Below are 19660 nucleotides of genomic sequence, written 5' to 3' on the forward strand. Positions count from 1 at the left end.
CCGTTTTCCTGTAGAAATTAGAAATCACAAGTTAAATAACAGTTGGTTAATATTTGTAGTAGGCACAGAACTTGGAAAAGAAAATAAAAAGACACACAAATTGTGTGTCCACAGGCATTATCGTATGTTTTAACCAATGTGGCTTTCCTCATAATCATACATCTCTTCCAACTGGCGCTCTTCATACCAAGCGAGCTTTTCCCTTAAGTTCACTACTTCTCCCACAACAATAATAGCTGGAGATTGGATGTTAGCATACGCTGCTTTTTCTACGATCGTTTCAAGTTCACCACTAAGTGTTCTTTGTTGGTTCGTTGTTCCTTGTTCTATTAATGCGATCGCGGTATTTGGTGTTCGCCCGTACTTTATAAGGTTTTCACAAATCGCTGATAGATTAGAAAGTCCCATATAAAAAACGAGTGTATCAACATTATTCGCAAGGTGTTTCCAGTTAATATCTAGGCTCTTTGTTTCAGATCGTCTGTGACCTGTAATAAACGTAACCGAAGAGCTGTAGTCTCGATGGGTTACTGGAATTCCAGCATACATAGGCACAGAAATACCAGACGTAATTCCTGGGATGAATTCAAATTCTATTTGATGGTCCGCACAGTATTCCGCTTCTTCTCCACCTCGACCAAACATGCATGGGTCACCGCCTTTAAGCCGTACAACATGCTTTCCTCGTTTAGCTTGTAATACTAAAATTTCATTAATATGATGTTGCGGGATAGTATGTTGGTTTGCCATTTTACCACAAAAAATTAATTCTACTTCCTTTTTGGCATATTTGATCATATCAGGATTAACTAGCCGGTCGTAGACAATTACATCTGCGCTTTGAATCGCTTCCAAACCTTTAATTGTAAGCAGCTTAGGATCTCCAGGACCAGCCCCTACCAAGTATACCTTTCCTTTTCTATTCATTAAGCATCCCCCTCCATACCGTCTAAATAACAACTGATTGTTTATCTGCTTCTATCTTTGCTTTAATTAGCTGATTCGGATTGATGTTTACGTAGCTCACCTTAAACTCTGGCATTCGGCAAACTGGATCCAAGGCTGGGTTCGTTACACGATTAATACATTGAAAGTCTCCCCAATGGAAAGGGACAAACAACGTATCTCTTCGAATGCGATCAGTAAATTTACTTTTAACGAGAACAGAACCCCTCTTTGACTCAATCCGTACCAACATATCGTCTTCAATCCCATAATCTTTAGCAGTCTCTGGATGAATTTCAACATAAGGTTGTTTGGAACGCTCGAACAGCTCTTGGCTTCTTCTCGTTTGAACACCTGTTAAATAATGCTCCATCAATCGGCCAGTCGTTAATATTAGGGGGAACTCCTCTGTTATCTTCTCTTTCTCCTTTAATTTTTTGTTAACATTAAATTCTGCTAGACCATCCTTTGTATGAAACGACTTTTCAAACAATCGGGTAGTCCCTGGATGTCCTTCCTTTGGACATGGCCAAAATACGCCCCCATCTTTTACTCGTTCATATGTTATGCCATAGTAATCAGCTATTCCACCTTTACTAGCCTTACGTAGTTCATTAAAAATCTCTTCTACATTTTGATAATTAAATTTCTCTTCTTTTCCTAATACTTTTGCTAGCTCACAAAGGATTTCCCAATCATGCTTAACCTCTTTAGGTGCTTTACGTTCAGCATGTCGATAAACAACCCGCCCCTCTAAATTTGTCATCGTCCCTTCATCTTCTAAGTAAGACGTTGTTGGTAATATTAAATCAGCCATACGAGCAGTTTCGGAAACAAACATATCTACAACCACTAGAAAATTAAGTTTTTCCAATGCTTTTTCTACAAAAATAGCATTTGGACTTGAAACTACTGGATTTGATCCCATTAGAAATAAAGCTTTGACTTCTTCTTCATCAATTTTTTCGATTAGCTCATAAGCAGAGACACCTTTTCGAGGTAAGTCCGCTTCATCAACTTCCCATACTGAAGCGACATACTTTCGGTCTTCGTCATTTTCAATTGACCGATAGCCTGGGAGTTGATCCGCTTTTTGACCGTGCTCTCTGCCACCTTGACCATTACCCTGACCAGTAATTGCACCATATCCGCATGCATGCCGCCCAATTTTCCCTGTTGCTAAGACGATATTTAAAAAATGCCGAACCGTTTCATACCCATTTGTATGTTGTTCAACACCTCTAGCAGTAAAGATCATTCCTGTTTCAGCTTTACCATATTGACGAGCTGCTTCCATGATTTCTTCCTTAGAAATACCACAATGATTAGCTATTTCAGTGAGAGAAATACTACTTATTTGTTGTTTTACTTCATCAAAATTTTTAGTACGTTCAGCTATAAAAGTTTCATCACAGTACCTTTCATCTACGAGTACTTTTAGTAACCCCATTGCTAGGTTGGCATCCGTTCCTGGTTTTACTTTAATGTGCAAGTCGGTCATCTTCGTTGTAGCTGTTTCACGAGGGTCGATTGCAATGATAAAAGCACCATTCTTTTTAGCTTTACGGAAATAAGGCATAATAGTTGGTTGGCATTCAGCAATGTTTGTTCCAGCTAAGATGATACACTTTGCATCCTGAATTTCTGTCAAACCATTGGTCATTCCGCGGTCTATTCCAAATGTTGCGTTAGCTGCAGATGCAGCAGCACTCATACAGAAACGCCCATTATAATCGATATATTTCGTTTGTAAGCCTACTCTAGCAAATTTCCCTAGTAAGTAGGCCTCCTCGTTAGTTAAAGATCCCCCACCATAAACTCCAATTGAATGATGACCATATTCTTGTTGTAAACTCGAGAATTTTTCTGCAATCATTTCTAGAGCTAATTCCCAAGAAATTCTTACCCATTCTCCATCGATTTTTAAAAGCGGATATTTTACTCGTTCTGTGTTAATCGCATGTTGATGTGCTTGAAGACCTTTAATGCACAGCCTTCCTTCAGAAGTAGGATCTTGTTTATTCGGTTTGACCTTAAAACGTTTTCTTTCAATAATATGCTCTTCTATTAATTCCATTGAACATTGCATACTGCAATATGGACAACGTCCTTTCATTACTTGTTCAGAGCTTTGCTTCATCTGTTTTTCTCGGAAATATTGAATTAAATCACTCATTCTCAACACCCTCTTGATCCCTAATAAGCTAACGAAAGTAATTATAGGGTTCTATTTCTAGTATTCTAGTTAATGATTAGAAAAACATTTCCACGATCAACAACCGTTTCATAGGTTTTTACACAACCTGTATCTGGTTTTTGAACTAACCCATCGCTTAAACAAACTTTCCAGTCATGTAACGGACAAAAAACATGTTCACCAGCTACAATGCCTTGTGAGAGAGGCCCGCCTTTATGCGGGCACTTGTTCTCAACAGCGCGAACAGTTCCATTCGGTAAGCGGAATACAGCAATACTATTCACTCCGATAATTACCTCTTTACCGACCTTTTCAGGAATATCCGTTAGCTTTCCAATCATGACTTTGCTTCCTGCTCCAACTTTACTCATCGACAGTTCCCCCTTTTATTGAATAATCTCTACATGTTTATTTTTAAATAGTTCACTCTGAAGTTCGTCGCTTTCATAAATCTCACTCCATGGATCTTTTACAGTTGATAAGACAACATCCATTCTTGCACTTAGCTCTTTACGGTTTTGATCATTTGATATCACCTGCTCAATGATATAATCAAGCCCTACCCTATCAATCCAATGAGACGTTCGCTCTAGGTAACGCGCATTTTCTCGATAAAGCTGTAAATAGGCTGCCGTTATTTCAAGTACTTCCTCACTTGTCTTTACTTTGCAAAGAAGATCACCTTTACGAAGTTCGGTACCTCCATTTCCTCCGACATAGATTTCCCAAGCTCCTTCAATGCCGACAATACCAACATCTTTAATTCCTGATTCTGCACAGTTTCTCGGACAAGCCGATACTGCCATTTTTACTTTATGCGGTGTGTTTAAGCCTTCAAATTTTTTCTCTAGTGCAATACCCATACCGATCGAATCTTGGGTACCAAATCGACAGAAGCTTTCCCCCACACATGTTTTTACGGTTCGAAGTGTTTTTCCGTAAGCATGACCTGATGGCATTCCAATTTCTTTCCAAACATTCGGTAGGTCTTCTTTTTTAATACCTAGTAAATCTATTCTTTGTCCACCTGTTAACTTCACGAGTGGAACATTGTATTTTTCAGCGACTTCAGCAATTCGCTTTAGTTCAGTTGGATTTGTAACCCCACCATACATTCGCGGTACGACAGAGTACGTCCCGTCTTTTTGTATATTTGCATGCATTCTTTCATTAACAAAGCGTGATTCTTTTTCATCCTCATAGCCTGTTGGATGTACCATTCCTAAATAATAGTTAATTGCTGGGCGACATTTCGAACAGCCACCTTCATTCTTCCAACCGAGTACATTCATCACTTCTCGAGTATGTGTCAAACCTTTCTCACGAATTTCAGCTACAACTTCCTCGTGACTTAAATCCGTACACCCACAAAGTGAATCTGTTTTTGCAGCAGCATCGAACTCATCACCTAATGTATCTGCAAGTAATTCAGAAATCATTGGTTTACACGTCCCACAAGAGCGCCCTGCACTTGTACAGCCACTTACTTCTTCAACGGAACAAAGACTTTGTTCACGAATTGCTGAAACGATCGCTCCTTTAGAAACGCCATTACATCCGCACACATGATCACCATATGAAAGTGTTGCAGTTAAGCTTTCGGCTTCTCCACCACCGCTTTGCAAAATATTGATTGGCGCCATGTCTGAAACATCAGCTTGTTCATTAATCATACTAAGGAGCTTCGTACCTTCCTTTGTATCACCAAATAGTACTGCTCCAACAACTTTGTTATTACGGATCATCACTTTCTTATAAATACCTTCAAATTCGTCATAAACCCTGACGCTTCTGGTAGCCCCATCATCCATAAACTCGCCTGCTGAAAAGACATTAACACCTGATACTTTTAATTTTGTTGATAAGACAGATCCTTGATAACCTTTTCCAGCATTTTCGCCGACAATATGTTGAGCAAGCACTTTACCTTGCTCATATAGTGGAGCAACTAATCCATAGACTACTTCACGATGCTCAGCACATTCGCCAACGGCATACACATTCGGAGCACTCGTCTGCATGTAATTATTTACAACAACACCGCGGTTAACCTCTATCCCGCTTTCGTTGGCTAAAGTACTATTTGGGCGGATGCCCACTGCCATGACAACAAGATCTGCTTTTGTTTCCGATCCATCTTTAAAAACAACTTTTTCAACACGATCTGTGCCTTCGATCCTTTCGGTGAGCTTTGGCATGAGGAAATTCATGCCTTGTCTTTCTAGCTCTGCGTGGAGAAGTCTCGCCGCATCTGGATCAAGTTGACGCTCCATTAAATACTCATTTAAATGGACCACGTCCACTTCCATACCTAGATTAATTAATCCACGTGCAGCTTCTAAACCTAGTAATCCTCCACCAATAACGACGGCTTTCTTGTAGTTTTTTGCAGAGTCAATCATTGTCTCGCAATCTTTAATATCTCGAAATCCGATAACACCCTCAAGTTGAGCACCAGGCACTGGTAATATAAATGGATTGGATCCAGTTGCGATAATAACTTGATCGTATTTCATTTCGCGACCTTTATCCGTATACAGAACTTGGTTTTCCGTATCTAATTTTGTAACAGTTTCACTTGTAAAAAGTTCAATTTCATTTTTTTCATACCATTCTAAGGTATTAATCTCTATATCTTTTATGGTCGTATCACCAGCCAATACTGCAGAAAGCATAATGCGGTTATAATTGACATGTGGCTCACTTCCAAAGATCGTAATATCAAATTGCTCACGCCCATTTAATTTTAAAATTTCCTCAATACAGCGCACTCCAGCCATTCCGTTCCCAACTAGTACAAGTTTCTTCTTCTCCATCTTAACCCCTCCAGAACTCTGTATATTTTGAGCTATAAAATGTTATAGTTATTTGGTGAATTTCAAATGCTAGCTTTATAGAGCTTTCTTCGCTAATACTTTCTCCTCTTCTTCTACAACTGGTTCGTCCATATCCACAGATGATAAGTGGTACTCTTCAGTAAATGAGTTTTCTGGTTCTTCTAATAGGAAGAAACAAATGACAAAGCTTAGAAATGCACCCGTTGCTAGTATGAAGAAAAACTGCTGTGGTGTAACAAGGGTGAAGAGTGTTAAATAAATCGTCGACCCTACATTCCCATATGCACCAGCCATCCCAGCAACTTGGCCTGTTAGACGCTTTTTGATCATCGGAATAACCGCAAATGTAGCACCTTCTGCTCCTTGAATAAAAACAGAAGTTAACACCGTAACAGCAACGGCTACAACGAGTGGCCAAGAAGAGTCTATAAATCCCATAGCTACTAGTCCTAATGTAATTCCAACCATATATATAAGCATGACTTTTCGACGACTTCCCATCCGGTCAGACAACATACCACCAAGTGGCCTCGCAACTAGATTAATAAAAGCAAATGATGCAGCAATTAAACCTGCGGATGTCGCACTTAGTGAAAAGGTTAACTGAAAAAACATCGGAAGCATTGAAACAATCGCTAATTCTGCACCAAAGTTAGCAAAGTACGTACTGTTTAAGGCGGCGACATTCTTAAATTTATATTGATCATCCTTTGGTACACCTTGTTTTAAAATAGGCACATTCACTTTTAAAATTTTATATACTTGGTAAACAAAAGTAAGCGCAATAGCGGTATAAAGGGCGTATAAAACATTGGTTGAGATAAAGCCCATTCCCTCTAGTCTCCAAGATAGAACTGCTAGAGCACCGCCAAGTGGAACGGTCCAAATGATTAGCTGAACTAAATCCCCCCAGCTACTAACTTCCATTGCCCCAGTACGTTTTGCCTTAATGTACTCTTTACCTTCAGGGGTGTCTCTTACGTTTAAGTAGTAAATGACGCCATAGACGAGACAGAAAACACCTGTTAAAGCAATCGCATAACGCCAACCATTGTCACCACCAAACATCGTTAAAGCGATCCAAGGTAACAACATGGCACCAACTGCTGAACCAAAGTTCCCCCAGCCTCCATATATTCCTTCTGCAAAACCAACATCTTTTGGAGGATACCATTCGGCTACCATTCGGATCCCAATTACAAAGCTTGCGCCTATACTACTTAATAAAAGTCTTGAGATCATCATCTGCGACCAAGTATCGCCAAAAGCAAAAATGAACGTCGGGATTGACATTACAATTAATAAGCTCGAGTAAACAAGACGCGGACCAAATCGGTCAAGTAACATCCCAATTATAATTCGGGCTGGTATTGTCAATGCCACATTTATAATGGCGAGAGCGGAAATGTGCTCTCTCGTCAACCAATCTGAGCTTTCAAGCATCGTCGTTGCCAGTGGCGCCATGTTGAACCATGTGAAAAAGGCTATAAAAAAGGCAAACCACGTGAAATGCAATATTTTTGTCCTCTCATCCTTAAACTTAAAAAGATCGGAAACCTTCACTTCCTGTACCCCCTCAACTTTTCTTTTTGTTTGGTTTGTTAAACTTAATTGCAAAGAAATGTGTTTGTAATGCCGTAAAAACTTATCGGTTAATAAGTCTTTATGACTAAAAAAAGATGAAGTCAATTCGTGGATTGTCGTTTAAGTTTTGCTCTTTAGGGAGTTTCTGACTTTTTTGATTAATTAGATTGTGCCATAAAAATATTTGACTGTGTTCTGTATTGAAAGAAGATCTAACAAGGTTTTCCCTATTAAAACGATGTAAACGCTATCATAGAAAAAACTACATATGAGTTGAAAATACGGCTAATTTGGCCTATTAGAGAGTACAGCATTAGTTGTTGTTGTTTCGAGAAACTATCGTAGATCGGGAAGGGAATATTGTTAAGGGCATGGGGTGAGGGGGTGATCGCTTCTACGCTAATATTCTTTATTTATGGTTAAGATGATGAGGTAAGATGACCATCTCTTTCTTTCGCAGTTTTGCTTGGGCTCCATTCGCTCGGGCTCCATTCACTCGCTATGATTACCTTCGTATCCAATCTAGCTTTCGCTCGGGCTTCATTCGCTCGCTTTGATTACCTTCATCTTCAATATAGCTTCCGCTCGGGCTCCATTCGCTCGCTTTGATTACCTTTTCCTTTGATCAAACGATCGAACGGGCACTAACTAGCTGGACCGTTAACCCATAATAAATCCAAATAAAAAGCGGAATGGGCACTAAACACACCCATTCCGCTATTAACTACTTATTCATTTATCTAATCCCGAAAAATCTTTTTACTTTTGTGAAGACTCCTTTGTCCTCTCCTAAAGCCATAAGAGGAACGGTTTCACCGAGAATACGTCTAGCAATGTTACGGTACGCAGTGGACGCCTTGCTTCCTGTATGATAAGCGACAGGCTCTCCTTTATTTGAATGCTTAATGACGTTTTCATCGTCAACGACGATACCTAGTAATTCGATTGCTAGAATACTAACAATTTCATCGACGTCAAGCATTTCTCCACTTTTCATCATATGGTTACGAATTCGGTTTACAATGAGTAATGGTGGTTCAACGTCCTCTTTTTCTAGCAAACCAATAATTCGATCGGCATCACGGACAGCCGATAACTCTGGAGTTGTCACAACGATCGCTCTGTTGGCTCCAGCTACAGCATTTTTAAAGCCTTGTTCGATACCCGCTGGACAGTCGATTAAAACGTAATCATAATCGCGCTTTAATTCCTCAACAATCGTTTTCATTTGCTCTGGAGTTACAGACGATTTATCTTTCGTCTGAGCTGCAGGCAATAAATATAAACATTCAAACCGTTTGTCTTTAATAAGAGCTTGCTGTAAACGACAACGTTCTTCTGCGACATCAACCAGATCATAGATGATGCGGTTTTCAAGTCCCATAACAACGTCAAGATTTCGAAGACCGATATCTGTATCTATTAAGCACACTCTTTTACCTGAAAGGGCTAGGGCTGTTCCGATGTTAGCGGTAGTTGTCGTTTTCCCGACGCCCCCTTTTCCAGAAGTAATTACGATAGCCTCTCCCACACATATTTCCCCTTTCTTCCTCTATCTCAAATTCCAATCGATTATCCGTTTATGAGGTCACTTTTTCTGGTGACCTGTTTAAACTTGGACGTAACCAAGGCAATTGTTGAATTCGTTCTAAAACAATCGTGTTATCATTGGAGTTTATGTATGCACATTCCATTTGACGGTCTACTTGTTCATTTCGATTAGGCTCTTGTCGCAAATGTTCACTGATTTTTAACTGTGAAGGCGCCATGACGGATGCAGCGATTACTGCACTTTCGTCGCCATCACTTCCAGCTTGAGCCATTCCTCGTAATGCCCCCATAACAAAAATATTACCTGTTGCAACAACTGCTCCGCCTGGGTTTACATCACCAATTAATAACAAGTCTCCAATCACTTTAAAAACTTGTCCAGAACGTACAATTTTTGAGACCATTACCGTTTGTTTTTCCTCTGCAATACGTTCAGCTTCTTCCTTAGTAATAACGTTCGTCTCAATTTGTTCGATTATTAAATTTTTACCATTACATACGAGCTCTTGAAGTTCATTTTCTTGATCTTCGGTTAAGTAACGATTTCCCGTAACAATATGAACTTTTACTGCAGGGCCATCCGATTTCTCATAATGCTTGGATGACAACTTTTCTTTAAGCTCTTTCACAATGCTTTCAAAGCTACAATTATCATTTAATAAGAAAGTTAATCCGTCTTTCGTTCCTTTTATTGTAACGTGGTGTTTCTTTTGTAACATTTATAGTTCACCTCAAAGTAGGTTAAATCCATTTACACCATTACTCCTAATTCTACAAAAAGACTAAAATCTCCTCTTTTTACTATGAGAAAAATGAATTTACTTAATGTTTTTGTATTTCTTCTAACCGTTTTAAGTAAAGAAGATACTTACGCAAAGGATACAAAATAATCAGTGAGAAAAGAAAATTTAATGCCAAGGTTGAGAGCAGACGCTGCTGTAAAAACTCATCATGCACCATACTAGTAATATTAAGCATAGAATTAATTCCAAATGTAAAATACTCAACGAATAATACGGCTAGTAAAGTAATCAAAACAACAAGAGTATAACTTCTTTTTACATATGGATGTGATAATGAAAGTAGGTACCCGATGAGACCGAGGCAAAACATATAAACGCCCAGTAATTCCGTATAAACGACATCATAAAGAAGTCCAAAAATTAAACCATAAATAATTGCGTGAGTCTTACCTAAAAAAATTCCGATAATAACCATTGCTACAACAATGAACCTAGGGATATAAAGAAGATTGCTGTTGTATTGTTCTGGCGCGAATACTTGAAAAATAGACCCCTCAATGACAAAGAGTAATAACATGACTAAAGGAAGAAGAATTCGGTTCACAATCCATCTCCCTCCGATAAGTCAGCCTCTAACGTCGTACTGGTACGTTCAATGACCATAACATAATCGAGTCCATAAAAATCAGCTGCAGGTTGAATAAAAGCATTTTTCGTTAATCCGTATTCATCTGGTTCAATCTCAACAATTTCTCCGATGATTAAGCCTCTCGGATAAACTCCACCAAGGCCTGAAGTTGTTACAGTTTGTTCTATTTCAATATCTGCATCAATATCTAATTTTTTCAAAAGAAGCAGACCTGTCTCCTGATCAAAGCCTTCGATAAATCCATACACAGGTTCATCGGCTTGCACCATAGCAGATACTCGGTTTGTGCGATCGTTGTCCGTTAACAATTGTACTTTAGAAGAGAATTGTCCCACCTGATGGACTTTACCTATTAAACCACCTGATGTGATTACCGCCATATTTCTTTGAACGCCATGCTCGGAACCACGGTTAATACCGATGTATTCACTCCAGCGATCAGGATTTCGGTGAATAACCGTTGCAGTTCGCATTCGAAAATCACTTAACGTTTCTTCAATTTCTAAAGTTGCTTTTAATGTATCATTTTCTGCTTTTAACATATTTCGCTCAACAGACACTTGAGCGTATTCTTCTAATCTTGCTTTTAATACTTGATTTTCTTCATAGATCCCTCGTAATTCATTTAGATTCTCAAAGAAACCCGCTGCAAAATGAGCGGGTTTGGAAACGAGGGTTTGAACCCATCCAACAGTGTCCTTCATAAATTGCTCTGGCCAAGTTACTCGGTCACGGTCACTCATGGAATATCCAATTAACGCAACAAGTATTATAATGCTCACCATTAAGACAATGAGCCGTTTATTTGAGAAAAATGTCATTGTCTACACCTACTTACAATTACGATTTGCGACCGGAACGAACCGTGATCCCCGCTCTTGAGCGGAATAAATGAATATTTTCCAATGCTCGGCCAGTACCAAGCGCCACACAATCAAGTGGATCTTCTGCAACGATTACTGGCATATTCGTTTCATCACTAAGTACTCGATCTAAATTACGGAGAAGTGCTCCTCCACCTGTTAATACGATTCCACGATCCATAATATCTGCAGCTAATTCAGGTGGTGACTTCTCTAACGTATTTTTCACTGCATCAACAATTGCATCAACAGTATCTTTTAGCGCATCAGAGATTTCTACTGCTGATACTGTGATCGTTTTCGGAAGACCTGTTACGAGGTCACGACCACGAATGTCCATATCTTCAACACCTTCAGGAGAACCTGCTGAACCAACTTCAAGCTTTAATGCCTCGGCTGTACGCTCACCGATCATTAGATTATAAGTCTTTTTAATATATTGAATAATTGCATCGTCCATTTCATCACCAGCGACACGGATCGACTGACTTGTTACAATACCACCTAATGAGATGATCGCAACTTCTGTCGTTCCTCCACCGATATCAACAACCATACTACCTGTTGGCTCCCATACTGGTAAGTCAGCACCGATTGCTGCTGCAAATGGTTCTTCAATTGTATACGCTTCACGAGCACCAGCTTGTTTCGTTGCATCTTCAACTGCTCGTTTTTCAACAGCAGTAATTCCTGATGGAACACATACCATAACATTCGGTTTTCTAGTAAAAATCGAACGCTGTCGAAGAGCTTGTCGAATAAAATGCTTTAACATCGTTGCCGTTGTATCAAAATCAGCGATAACACCATCTTTCATTGGACGGACAGCAACGATATTTCCTGGAGTACGACCGATCATATTTTTCGCATCGTTACCTACCGCCTCAATTGAACCTGTATCCGTTCGCAGTGCTACTACTGAAGGCTCACGAACAATAACGCCTTTACCCTTAACATAAACAAGAGTATTAGCCGTACCTAAATCAATTCCTAAATCTTTTGAAAAACCACCAAACATCTATGTATCTCCCTTCATGAAACCCAAAACTCATAAAGTTTATTATACTGAATATCGCTGCAAAAGAATAGTCTCAAAGTTCCTTATGCGATAATTTTACACGTTTATTACAATTAGTGAAATATTGGATTTCTTAATATTTTATGTCAAATATCCTTTCTCCTTTAAACTTATATACGTTCGATCCCCAATTATGACATGGTCCAATAGTTCGATCCCAATTATTTTTCCGCATTCGCTTAATCGTTTGGTTACTTCAATGTCTTCTCTACTTGGGGTTGGATCACCAGAAGGGTGATTATGGAGACATATAAATGATGCTGCTGAACGGCGAAGGGCTTCTTTGAACACCTCCCTTGGATGGACAATACTCGCATTCAAACTTCCGATAAAGATCGTTTCACGATGAAGAACATGATTTTTCGTATTCAAATAAAGACATACGAAATGCTCCTGCGTTAGAGACCGCATGTCCTCCATTACGTACCGAGACACATCTTCTGGTGACCGTATAACGTACCTGTCATCAAGTTTTAAGCTTGTAATTCGCCTTCCTAACTCTAATACCGCACAAACTTCAACAGCTTTCGCCTCACCAATTCCTTTGATTTCTTGTAATTCTTCCACAGTCGCTTCTCTTAACATCGTTAACCCATCAAATTTTTGTAAGACACGCTGGGCCAACTGTAAAACGGATTCTTCCTTCGAACCAGTTCGTAAAATAATCGCAAGCAGCTCTTGATTCGACAAAAACCTTGCTCCTTCGGCGAGAAGTCTTTCACGAGGGCGCTCATGACTTGGAACATCACGAATTAGAAAGGACTGCTTGGTCAAAATATCATCCTCACCTTTCTAGCGTTTGCCATTTTTCTTCATTTCATCCAATAATCATAGGGATTTTTCATTTAAAAATTGGGGGTAATTCCGAAGTTGCTAAGCTCTCGAACAGTCGAGGCTAACGGTAATCCAACAACTGAGAAATAATCACCTGAAATCGCTTCGACTAATGTTGCTCCAAACCCTTGTATACCGTAGGATCCAGCTTTGTCGAATGGTTCGTTCGTATCCAAGTATCGCTCTATTTCTTCATTCGTTAATTGCCAAAATTGCACGTGAGTTTCAACAGAAAATATCTTCTGTTGCTCATTGTCCAAGATTGCAACACCTGTTAACACGGAATGTTTCTTTCCTGATAACGCAGATAACATTTCTTTTGCATGCTCACGGTCGTTGGGTTTACCTAATACCTGACCATCCAGTACGACAATCGTATCAGCACCTAATACGACCGCATGCTGGTTTTGCTCGAATACAGCTTCTGCTTTTTGCAATGCTAGGGACTGAACTAATTCGTCTGGGGATAATGCGGGATCGATTGTTTCATCAACATCACTAGTTTGTATCGTGAAAGAAATTTGCGCTTGTTCTAATAATTCTTTGCGTCGCGGTGAACCTGAGGCTAAAATGAATGGTTTCATGAAGGGCACATCCTTTACAATAATATCTAATAGGAGTTCAAAAAGTCTGGGAAAAATTACTGTCGAATTTCTATGTTGGTTTGCTTCTCCGTTACTCATGTATTTAGATCATACACTCCGTTACTCGAAACTATACCGCCTCGAACTTCTCGGTCCTTTTTTTCCTCCTTTTTGAACAACATCAATAGGTTTATTGTACAAGGATTAGTTAAACTATACCAAATCATACTATTCATTTTATAGGCTTATACCGAAAAATTAACACTATCTAAACATTTGCTCCTAAATGAAGCTATCTCTCCCAGGATTACATAACGTTCACAACAAAAAAAACTCATCTAATGAAGATGAGTTCTTTTTCCTTAGTTCAATGTATGAATTAGAGCATCATAGGCTAGTAATGCCTCTAGTAGATGTTGTTGAATACCCCATAGCTTACCATCTGTTTGTTCGCCTTTATATCCTGCAATTTCCGCTGCGGCACCCGACATACTTGTAATAAATTGCTGCGCGTGGGGTTGTGCGCTTTCCGGTAATTGAGCAATGACAGTTGCACCTTGATCATTCCACTTTTGATATTGACCTAAAAATTGATCGATATTTTCCATGGCGACACTTTGTCCAGAAAGGCCAGCGACAGAAAATCGCACTAAATCGTTAAACATGCTTCCACCTTGCGTAAAAAACTCTGCTACCGCTTCATTATCGATCGATTGTAACGAACCGTTAACAGCAAATGGTTTAACGTAAGTGTCCTGACCATGCTGTTGGTAAATTTGTGTTAAGCGACCTGCTTCTTCTTTTTGAAGACCGAGACCGATGAACATATACATAGGGTCACCGTCCGTTTTTAATACGGCAGCTTGTCCTCTATCTTTAATGGCAGATACGATTTCATTTCCCTTTTCACTTGTTGAGAACGCACCGCCTTGGACGATCTCAACCGATAAATCGGGCAGGGTTACCTCAACCCCTGCAGCCTGTCCATTTGCTGCTATTGCTTCTACTTCCCCTGTTGGCGGCATGAGTGACGCTGTCGTTCCATCGTTGTCCCCAGTAAATGCGGTCAACACCATAAATCCGAACCCGACACCAACGATAATGGCTGAAATACCTGCAACGATAAGTGAAATGGGAAGATCAGCTAATGTATTTTTAATTCGTTCTGCTGTCTTCTTTTTTCGTTTGCTTGGTGGCAGCTTCGGGATCCACTTTCGATTACCATCATCCCAAAATGGTTGTTCCTTTGTTTCTTTTTCTTCTCTCATCTGATTAAAATCGATAATGTTATTGGTAAAATAACTTTGTGTTTCATCAATCTTTTCAGAAGCTTCTACAGCAATGTCTTGTTTTTTTTCTTCATCATTATTAGCTCCCCATTCTTTTTTCGGGGTTGGCGGAATTGTCTGTTCTAACGGCGCTATGTGGCTTTGCGGTTTGGAAGGTACCTCAACTTCTGGTACTGCTTTATTTTCACTTGACTTCTCTATTTGATGAAACGAATGTTCTTTACCGTTCAACTTGACCGAAATACTTTGCTTTTCTTGCTCCACCATCACTCGCTCCTCTCCTGTTTTTATTTTCTTAATTCTATTCTATTAATTTCAATTAGTAGATAGAACAAAAAGAATAAATTTAATAGAGAAAATCGTTTATTTAAAATCGGCTCTCTTCATAGCAAGCAAATCGTCTCTAAATAAAGGCTTCTCTTTAAAAGAGTGATGTTCCTTTTAATATAGGAAAAAGCCACAAAAAAAGAACAAAACTCAAATTGAAGTCTTGTTCTTCTTGGGTTAACCACTAAAATTGCCATAAATCGAAAACATAGGTAACATGGCAGCAAGGACGATTGTACCGACTACAACCCCTAAAATTACAATCATTAAAGGTTCAATGATAGCACTCATACGTGAAGCCATTTGTTCTACATCTTCTTCATAAAAATCGGCTACTTTTTCTAGCATTGTATCTAATTGTCCTGTTTCTTCTCCTACCTTAATCATATGACTAACGATCTTTGGAAATACCCAGCTTTTTGCTAACGGTTCGGATAAGCTTTCTCCAGCTCTTAATGACTCTTTTGACTCATTCAGAACTTTGGCGATAACATCATTATTAGCTATTTCTGAACTCATTGTTAAAGTTTGTAAGACGGGAACGGAGCTCGCGAATAAAGAAGCCATTGTGCGCGTTACCCTAGCAATGATCGTCTTTTGAAATAAAAGACCAAAGACAGGTAATTTTAATTTAACGTAATCTATCATAAAATGTCCTTTCGGATTACGATAGATCGCAATAGAAAGTAGAATAAACAAAGCGACAAATAATAGAACTAAGTACCATTTATAAATAAGGAAATCGGAAATGCTCATGACGATTTGAGTTGGGACAGGAATTTCTCCCCCCATACTCGTTAAATTATTTAAGAGACTAGGTAATACATTTGTTAGCAAAATGATAACAACAGCGACCGCAATAATAGAAACAACAATTGGATACATCATCGCTGACTTCACTTTTTCTTTTACGCGGTGTTCTTTTTCATAAAATGTTGCTAAGCGATCCATAACATTTTCTAAATCTCCACTCGTTTCACCTGCACGGACCATATTAACGAAGATTTTATCAAAAATCTTTGGAAAATCGGCACAGGCCTCTGAAAACGAAGTACCAGAACGAATATCATTATATACATCATCAAGTGCTTTGCGGAAAATCTTAGAAGACACCTGCTCTGATAAAATTCGAATCGACTCTGTAATTGGAGTCCCAGCTTTAAGTAAAGTGGCCAACTGACGACAGAAAACAACGAAATCACGATTTTTCACTGGTTTACCGATAACGATGTTTAACTCATTTAAGTCCCTGTTCCAAACCGTATCCTTACGTTCTGAAAGTTCAGCAATATAAAGACCTTGGCCCTTAAGTTCCTTTACGGCCACCTCTTGAGTTGGTGCATATAATTTCCCTTTTACTTCTTTTCCCGTTTGTGAATCGATTGCTTTATAGAGAAAGAGCATACTATTCTCCCTTTCATACAAGATTTCTACTCGTGTTGATCCCAACCTGGAACAAATTCATCAGCGACAGCACGAGTGACGATCCCTTTATTTACAAGATCGGAAACTGCCATATTGATCGTCTGCATCCCACTGCTTCTACTCGTTTCTAATACCGTTAAGATTTGATGGATCTTATCTGAACGTATTAAGTTCGCAACAGCAGGATTACTTACGAGTATCTCTAGTGCTGCGGTTCGTCCTGTTTCATCTGCAGTTGGCATAAGACGTTGAGAAATGACACCTAATAACGTACTCGCTAGTTGCATGCGAATTTGCTGATGTTGCTCTCCTGGAAACACGTCAATAATACGGTGAACGGTTTGTGAAGCTGTTGTCGTATGAAGGGTACCGAGAACGAGGTGCCCTGTCTCTGCAGCAGTAATAGCAGTTCGAATCGTATCTAAATCACGCATCTCACCGACTAAAATGACATCTGGGTCTTGCCTTAGGGCAGCCCGTAGTCCGATCGAAAAGGACTGGCTATCTTGTCCAATTTCACGTTGGTTGACTATGCTTTTCCTGTGATGATGTAAGTACTCGATCGGATCTTCTAAAGTTAAAATGTGCTTACTCATATTTTCATTAATATAATCAATGATAGCTGCTAACGTTGTTGATTTACCGCTCCCTGTAGGTCCTGTCACAAGTAATAACCCTTGTGTTTGTCTAGCAAAATACTTGACGACTTCTGGAAGTTTCAGGTCACTAATGGTTGGGACTTTGCTGTTAATTACACGACAAACGATCCCTATTGCTCCCATTTGTTTAAATAAATTCACACGAAAGCGGCAGGCATCCTGGAGTGCATAGGAAAAATCTAGTTCACTCGTTTGTTCAAACTTTTCAAATTGACTTGGTGTAGTAATTTGTTTGGCTAAGTCTAGTGTCATTTCTTTTGTTAAATATTGTGAACCGACCTTTTTTAATTTCCCGTTAATGCGGACAATCGGTGTCGTATCAACTGTAATGTGTAGGTCTGATGCACCGTTTTGAAAAGCAAAATATAATAGTTTATTAATTTCCAAAACAGATCCCCTACTCTCCAACCGTTACTCTAAATACTTCATCTAACGTTGTTAAACCTTTAGCGACTTTCATTAGGCCATCTTCAAACATCGCTATAAAACCTTTTTGTTCTACGTAATGGCGATACTCTGAGTCTGCTGCTTTTCTCGTGATCATTTCACGAAGATAATCATCAATCATCACCGTTTCATGGATCGCCATTCGTCCTTTGTAACCCGTGCTGTTACAAGCCGCACAGCCTTCACCTTTTACGATGTTCGTCGTTTCAATTCCTCTTGAAACAAACAGTTGTCGCTCTTCATCTGTTAATTCATGAGGTGTTGCACACGATGGGCAAACTCGACGAACAAGTCGTTGTGCGACGACACCAGAAAGGGCAGATGAAACTAAGAAAGGCTCAACTCCCATATCAATCAAACGGCTAATAGCACTAACCGCATCGTTGGTGTGAAGAGTCGTTAATACTAAATGCCCTGTCATTGCAGATCTTAAAGCAATTTCAGCGGTTTCAGAGTCACGAACCTCACCGACCATGATAATGTCTGGATCTTGTCGTAAGATCGATCGAAGGCCTCTAGCAAATGTCATACCGATGCTAGAGTTTACTTGTACTTGGTTAATGCCTTTTAACTGATACTCCACGGGGTCTTCTACTGTAATGATATTTACATCATCTGAATTGATATTCGATAACGCAGAGTATAATGTTGTCGACTTACCACTTCCAGTTGGCCCAGTAACAAGAAGAATCCCGTATGCTTGCTTTAGCATTTTTTTAAAATTATTTTCATTCTTTTCAGAGAAACCTAGACGATCGATGCCTAGTAAAACATTCCCTGCATCTAAAAGTCGCATAACAACCTTTTCTCCAAAGATCGTTGGTAAGCACGACACACGCAAATCAATTTTGCGAAGATCGACATCCATCTTAAAACGACCATCCTGCGGTAAACGCTTTTCTGCAATATTTAATTCAGATAAAATTTTCACCCTGGATACGAGGACATTGTGCATATTTTTCGGTATCGTTCGTTCTGGCCGGAGCACTCCATCGACACGGAAGCGAATAACCGTCTCCGTTTCTAGTGGATCAATGTGGATATCACTAGCACCAACTTGAACGGCTTGATGAATTAATTGATTAATCATTTTAGCAACAGGTGAATCATCCGATTGCTGTGCTTCAATTAACAATTCTTCATCATCATTTGTATTTATATCTTTAAGCATCTGCTCAATCGATTTTTGCATGCCATAATAACGATTAATAGCAAGACGAAGCTCTTCCTTCTTGGCAATTGCTGGCTCAATCTCAAAACCAGTACTTAAACGAATATCATCAATGGCAAAGTAGTCAAGCGGGTCAGCCATCGCAATAAGCAGCCTGTCTCCTGTTCGTTTTACTGGAAGAAGTTGATAACGGCGTGCTAATTCTTCATTAATAATTCCAATGATCTTTGGATCAATTTTTTGTTTATATAAATTAATATGAGGAATGCCAAGCTGAAACTCAAGGACCTCAATAATTTGCTGTTCATCAACAAAATTCATTTGAACGAGTTGGTCACCTAAACGATTTTTCGTTGACTTTTGTTCATGAAGTGCTTCCATTAGTTGATCTTCTGTAATAACCCCTGCTTCAACGAGTAGATCTCCTAACCGTCTACGCTTTTGTATGGCCATGTCTATAGCTCCTTTTCTATCAAA

At 39.3% G+C, this 19660-nt stretch carries 16 protein-coding genes; all 16 read right to left on the minus strand.

The annotated features are described in order from the left end of the window. Positions 1–129 precede the first annotated feature (129 nt). The 16 genes from cobA to GKP30_RS07490 all read right to left on the minus strand — a co-directional run bounded on the left by cobA (position 130) and on the right by GKP30_RS07490 (position 19636). Positions 130–927: a uroporphyrinogen-III C-methyltransferase gene (gene cobA / locus GKP30_RS07415; protein ID WP_216828793.1), complete on the minus strand. Its 798-nt coding sequence runs from the start codon at positions 925–927 to the stop codon at positions 130–132. Between the two features lie 22 nt (positions 928–949). After that, complete coding sequence (nasC, locus tag GKP30_RS07420) at positions 950–3121, minus strand: assimilatory nitrate reductase catalytic subunit NasC (RefSeq protein WP_216828794.1); 2172 nt, start codon at positions 3119–3121, stop codon at positions 950–952. Between the two features lie 65 nt (positions 3122–3186). After that, positions 3187–3513 carry a nitrite reductase small subunit NirD gene (gene nirD / locus GKP30_RS07425; protein ID WP_216828795.1) on the minus strand — a complete coding sequence of 109 codons (327 nt, stop codon included), beginning with the start codon at positions 3511–3513 and terminating at the stop codon, positions 3187–3189. A gap of 15 nt (positions 3514–3528) precedes the next feature. Next, positions 3529–5958 carry a nitrite reductase large subunit NirB gene (nirB, locus tag GKP30_RS07430; protein WP_216828796.1) on the minus strand — a complete coding sequence of 810 codons (2430 nt, stop codon included), beginning with the start codon at positions 5956–5958 and terminating at the stop codon, positions 3529–3531. Between the two features lie 75 nt (positions 5959–6033). Further along, a complete protein-coding gene (locus GKP30_RS07435) occupies positions 6034–7542 on the minus strand; it encodes a NarK family nitrate/nitrite MFS transporter (RefSeq protein ID WP_216828797.1) in 1509 nt (502 codons plus the stop codon). 757 nt (positions 7543–8299) lie between these two features. Beyond that, the gene (minD, locus tag GKP30_RS07440) at positions 8300–9094 is read right to left on the minus strand and encodes a septum site-determining protein MinD (protein WP_216828798.1); all 795 of its coding nucleotides are present in this window, start codon (positions 9092–9094) and stop codon (positions 8300–8302) included. Positions 9095–9143: 49 nt separating this feature from the next. Next, entirely contained in the window at positions 9144–9833 is a 690-nt protein-coding gene (gene minC / locus GKP30_RS07445) for a septum site-determining protein MinC (RefSeq protein ID WP_216828799.1), read from the minus strand. A gap of 103 nt (positions 9834–9936) precedes the next feature. Next, positions 9937–10461, minus strand: a complete 525-nt coding sequence (mreD, locus tag GKP30_RS07450) for a rod shape-determining protein MreD (RefSeq protein WP_216828800.1) — start codon at positions 10459–10461, stop codon at positions 9937–9939. Next, complete coding sequence (gene mreC, locus GKP30_RS07455; protein WP_216828801.1) at positions 10458–11327, minus strand: rod shape-determining protein MreC; 870 nt, start codon at positions 11325–11327, stop codon at positions 10458–10460. Before mreC ends, mreD begins: the two co-directional genes overlap by 4 nt. A gap of 19 nt (positions 11328–11346) precedes the next feature. Further along, entirely contained in the window at positions 11347–12387 is a 1041-nt protein-coding gene (locus tag GKP30_RS07460; protein ID WP_216828802.1) for a rod shape-determining protein, read from the minus strand. A 141-nt stretch (positions 12388–12528) separates the two neighbouring features. Further along, positions 12529–13221 carry a RadC family protein gene (gene radC / locus GKP30_RS07465; RefSeq protein WP_216828803.1) on the minus strand — a complete coding sequence of 231 codons (693 nt, stop codon included), beginning with the start codon at positions 13219–13221 and terminating at the stop codon, positions 12529–12531. 71 nt (positions 13222–13292) lie between these two features. Next, entirely contained in the window at positions 13293–13865 is a 573-nt protein-coding gene (locus GKP30_RS07470) for a Maf family protein (RefSeq protein WP_216828804.1), read from the minus strand. Positions 13866–14227: 362 nt separating this feature from the next. Beyond that, entirely contained in the window at positions 14228–15424 is a 1197-nt protein-coding gene (locus GKP30_RS07475; RefSeq protein ID WP_216828805.1) for a hypothetical protein, read from the minus strand. Positions 15425–15658: 234 nt separating this feature from the next. Then, positions 15659–16885: a type II secretion system F family protein gene (locus tag GKP30_RS07480; RefSeq protein WP_216828806.1), complete on the minus strand. Its 1227-nt coding sequence runs from the start codon at positions 16883–16885 to the stop codon at positions 15659–15661. Positions 16886–16911: 26 nt separating this feature from the next. Next, complete coding sequence (locus GKP30_RS07485) at positions 16912–17952, minus strand: type IV pilus twitching motility protein PilT (RefSeq protein WP_216828807.1); 1041 nt, start codon at positions 17950–17952, stop codon at positions 16912–16914. Positions 17953–17962: 10 nt separating this feature from the next. After that, positions 17963–19636: a GspE/PulE family protein gene (locus tag GKP30_RS07490; protein ID WP_216828808.1), complete on the minus strand. Its 1674-nt coding sequence runs from the start codon at positions 19634–19636 to the stop codon at positions 17963–17965. Between the last annotated feature and the right edge of the window lie 24 nt (positions 19637–19660).

The organism is Alkalihalobacterium elongatum (genome assembly GCF_019024285.1).
Taxonomy (GTDB): domain Bacteria; phylum Bacillota; class Bacilli; order Bacillales; family Bacillaceae_F; genus Alkalihalobacterium; species Alkalihalobacterium elongatum.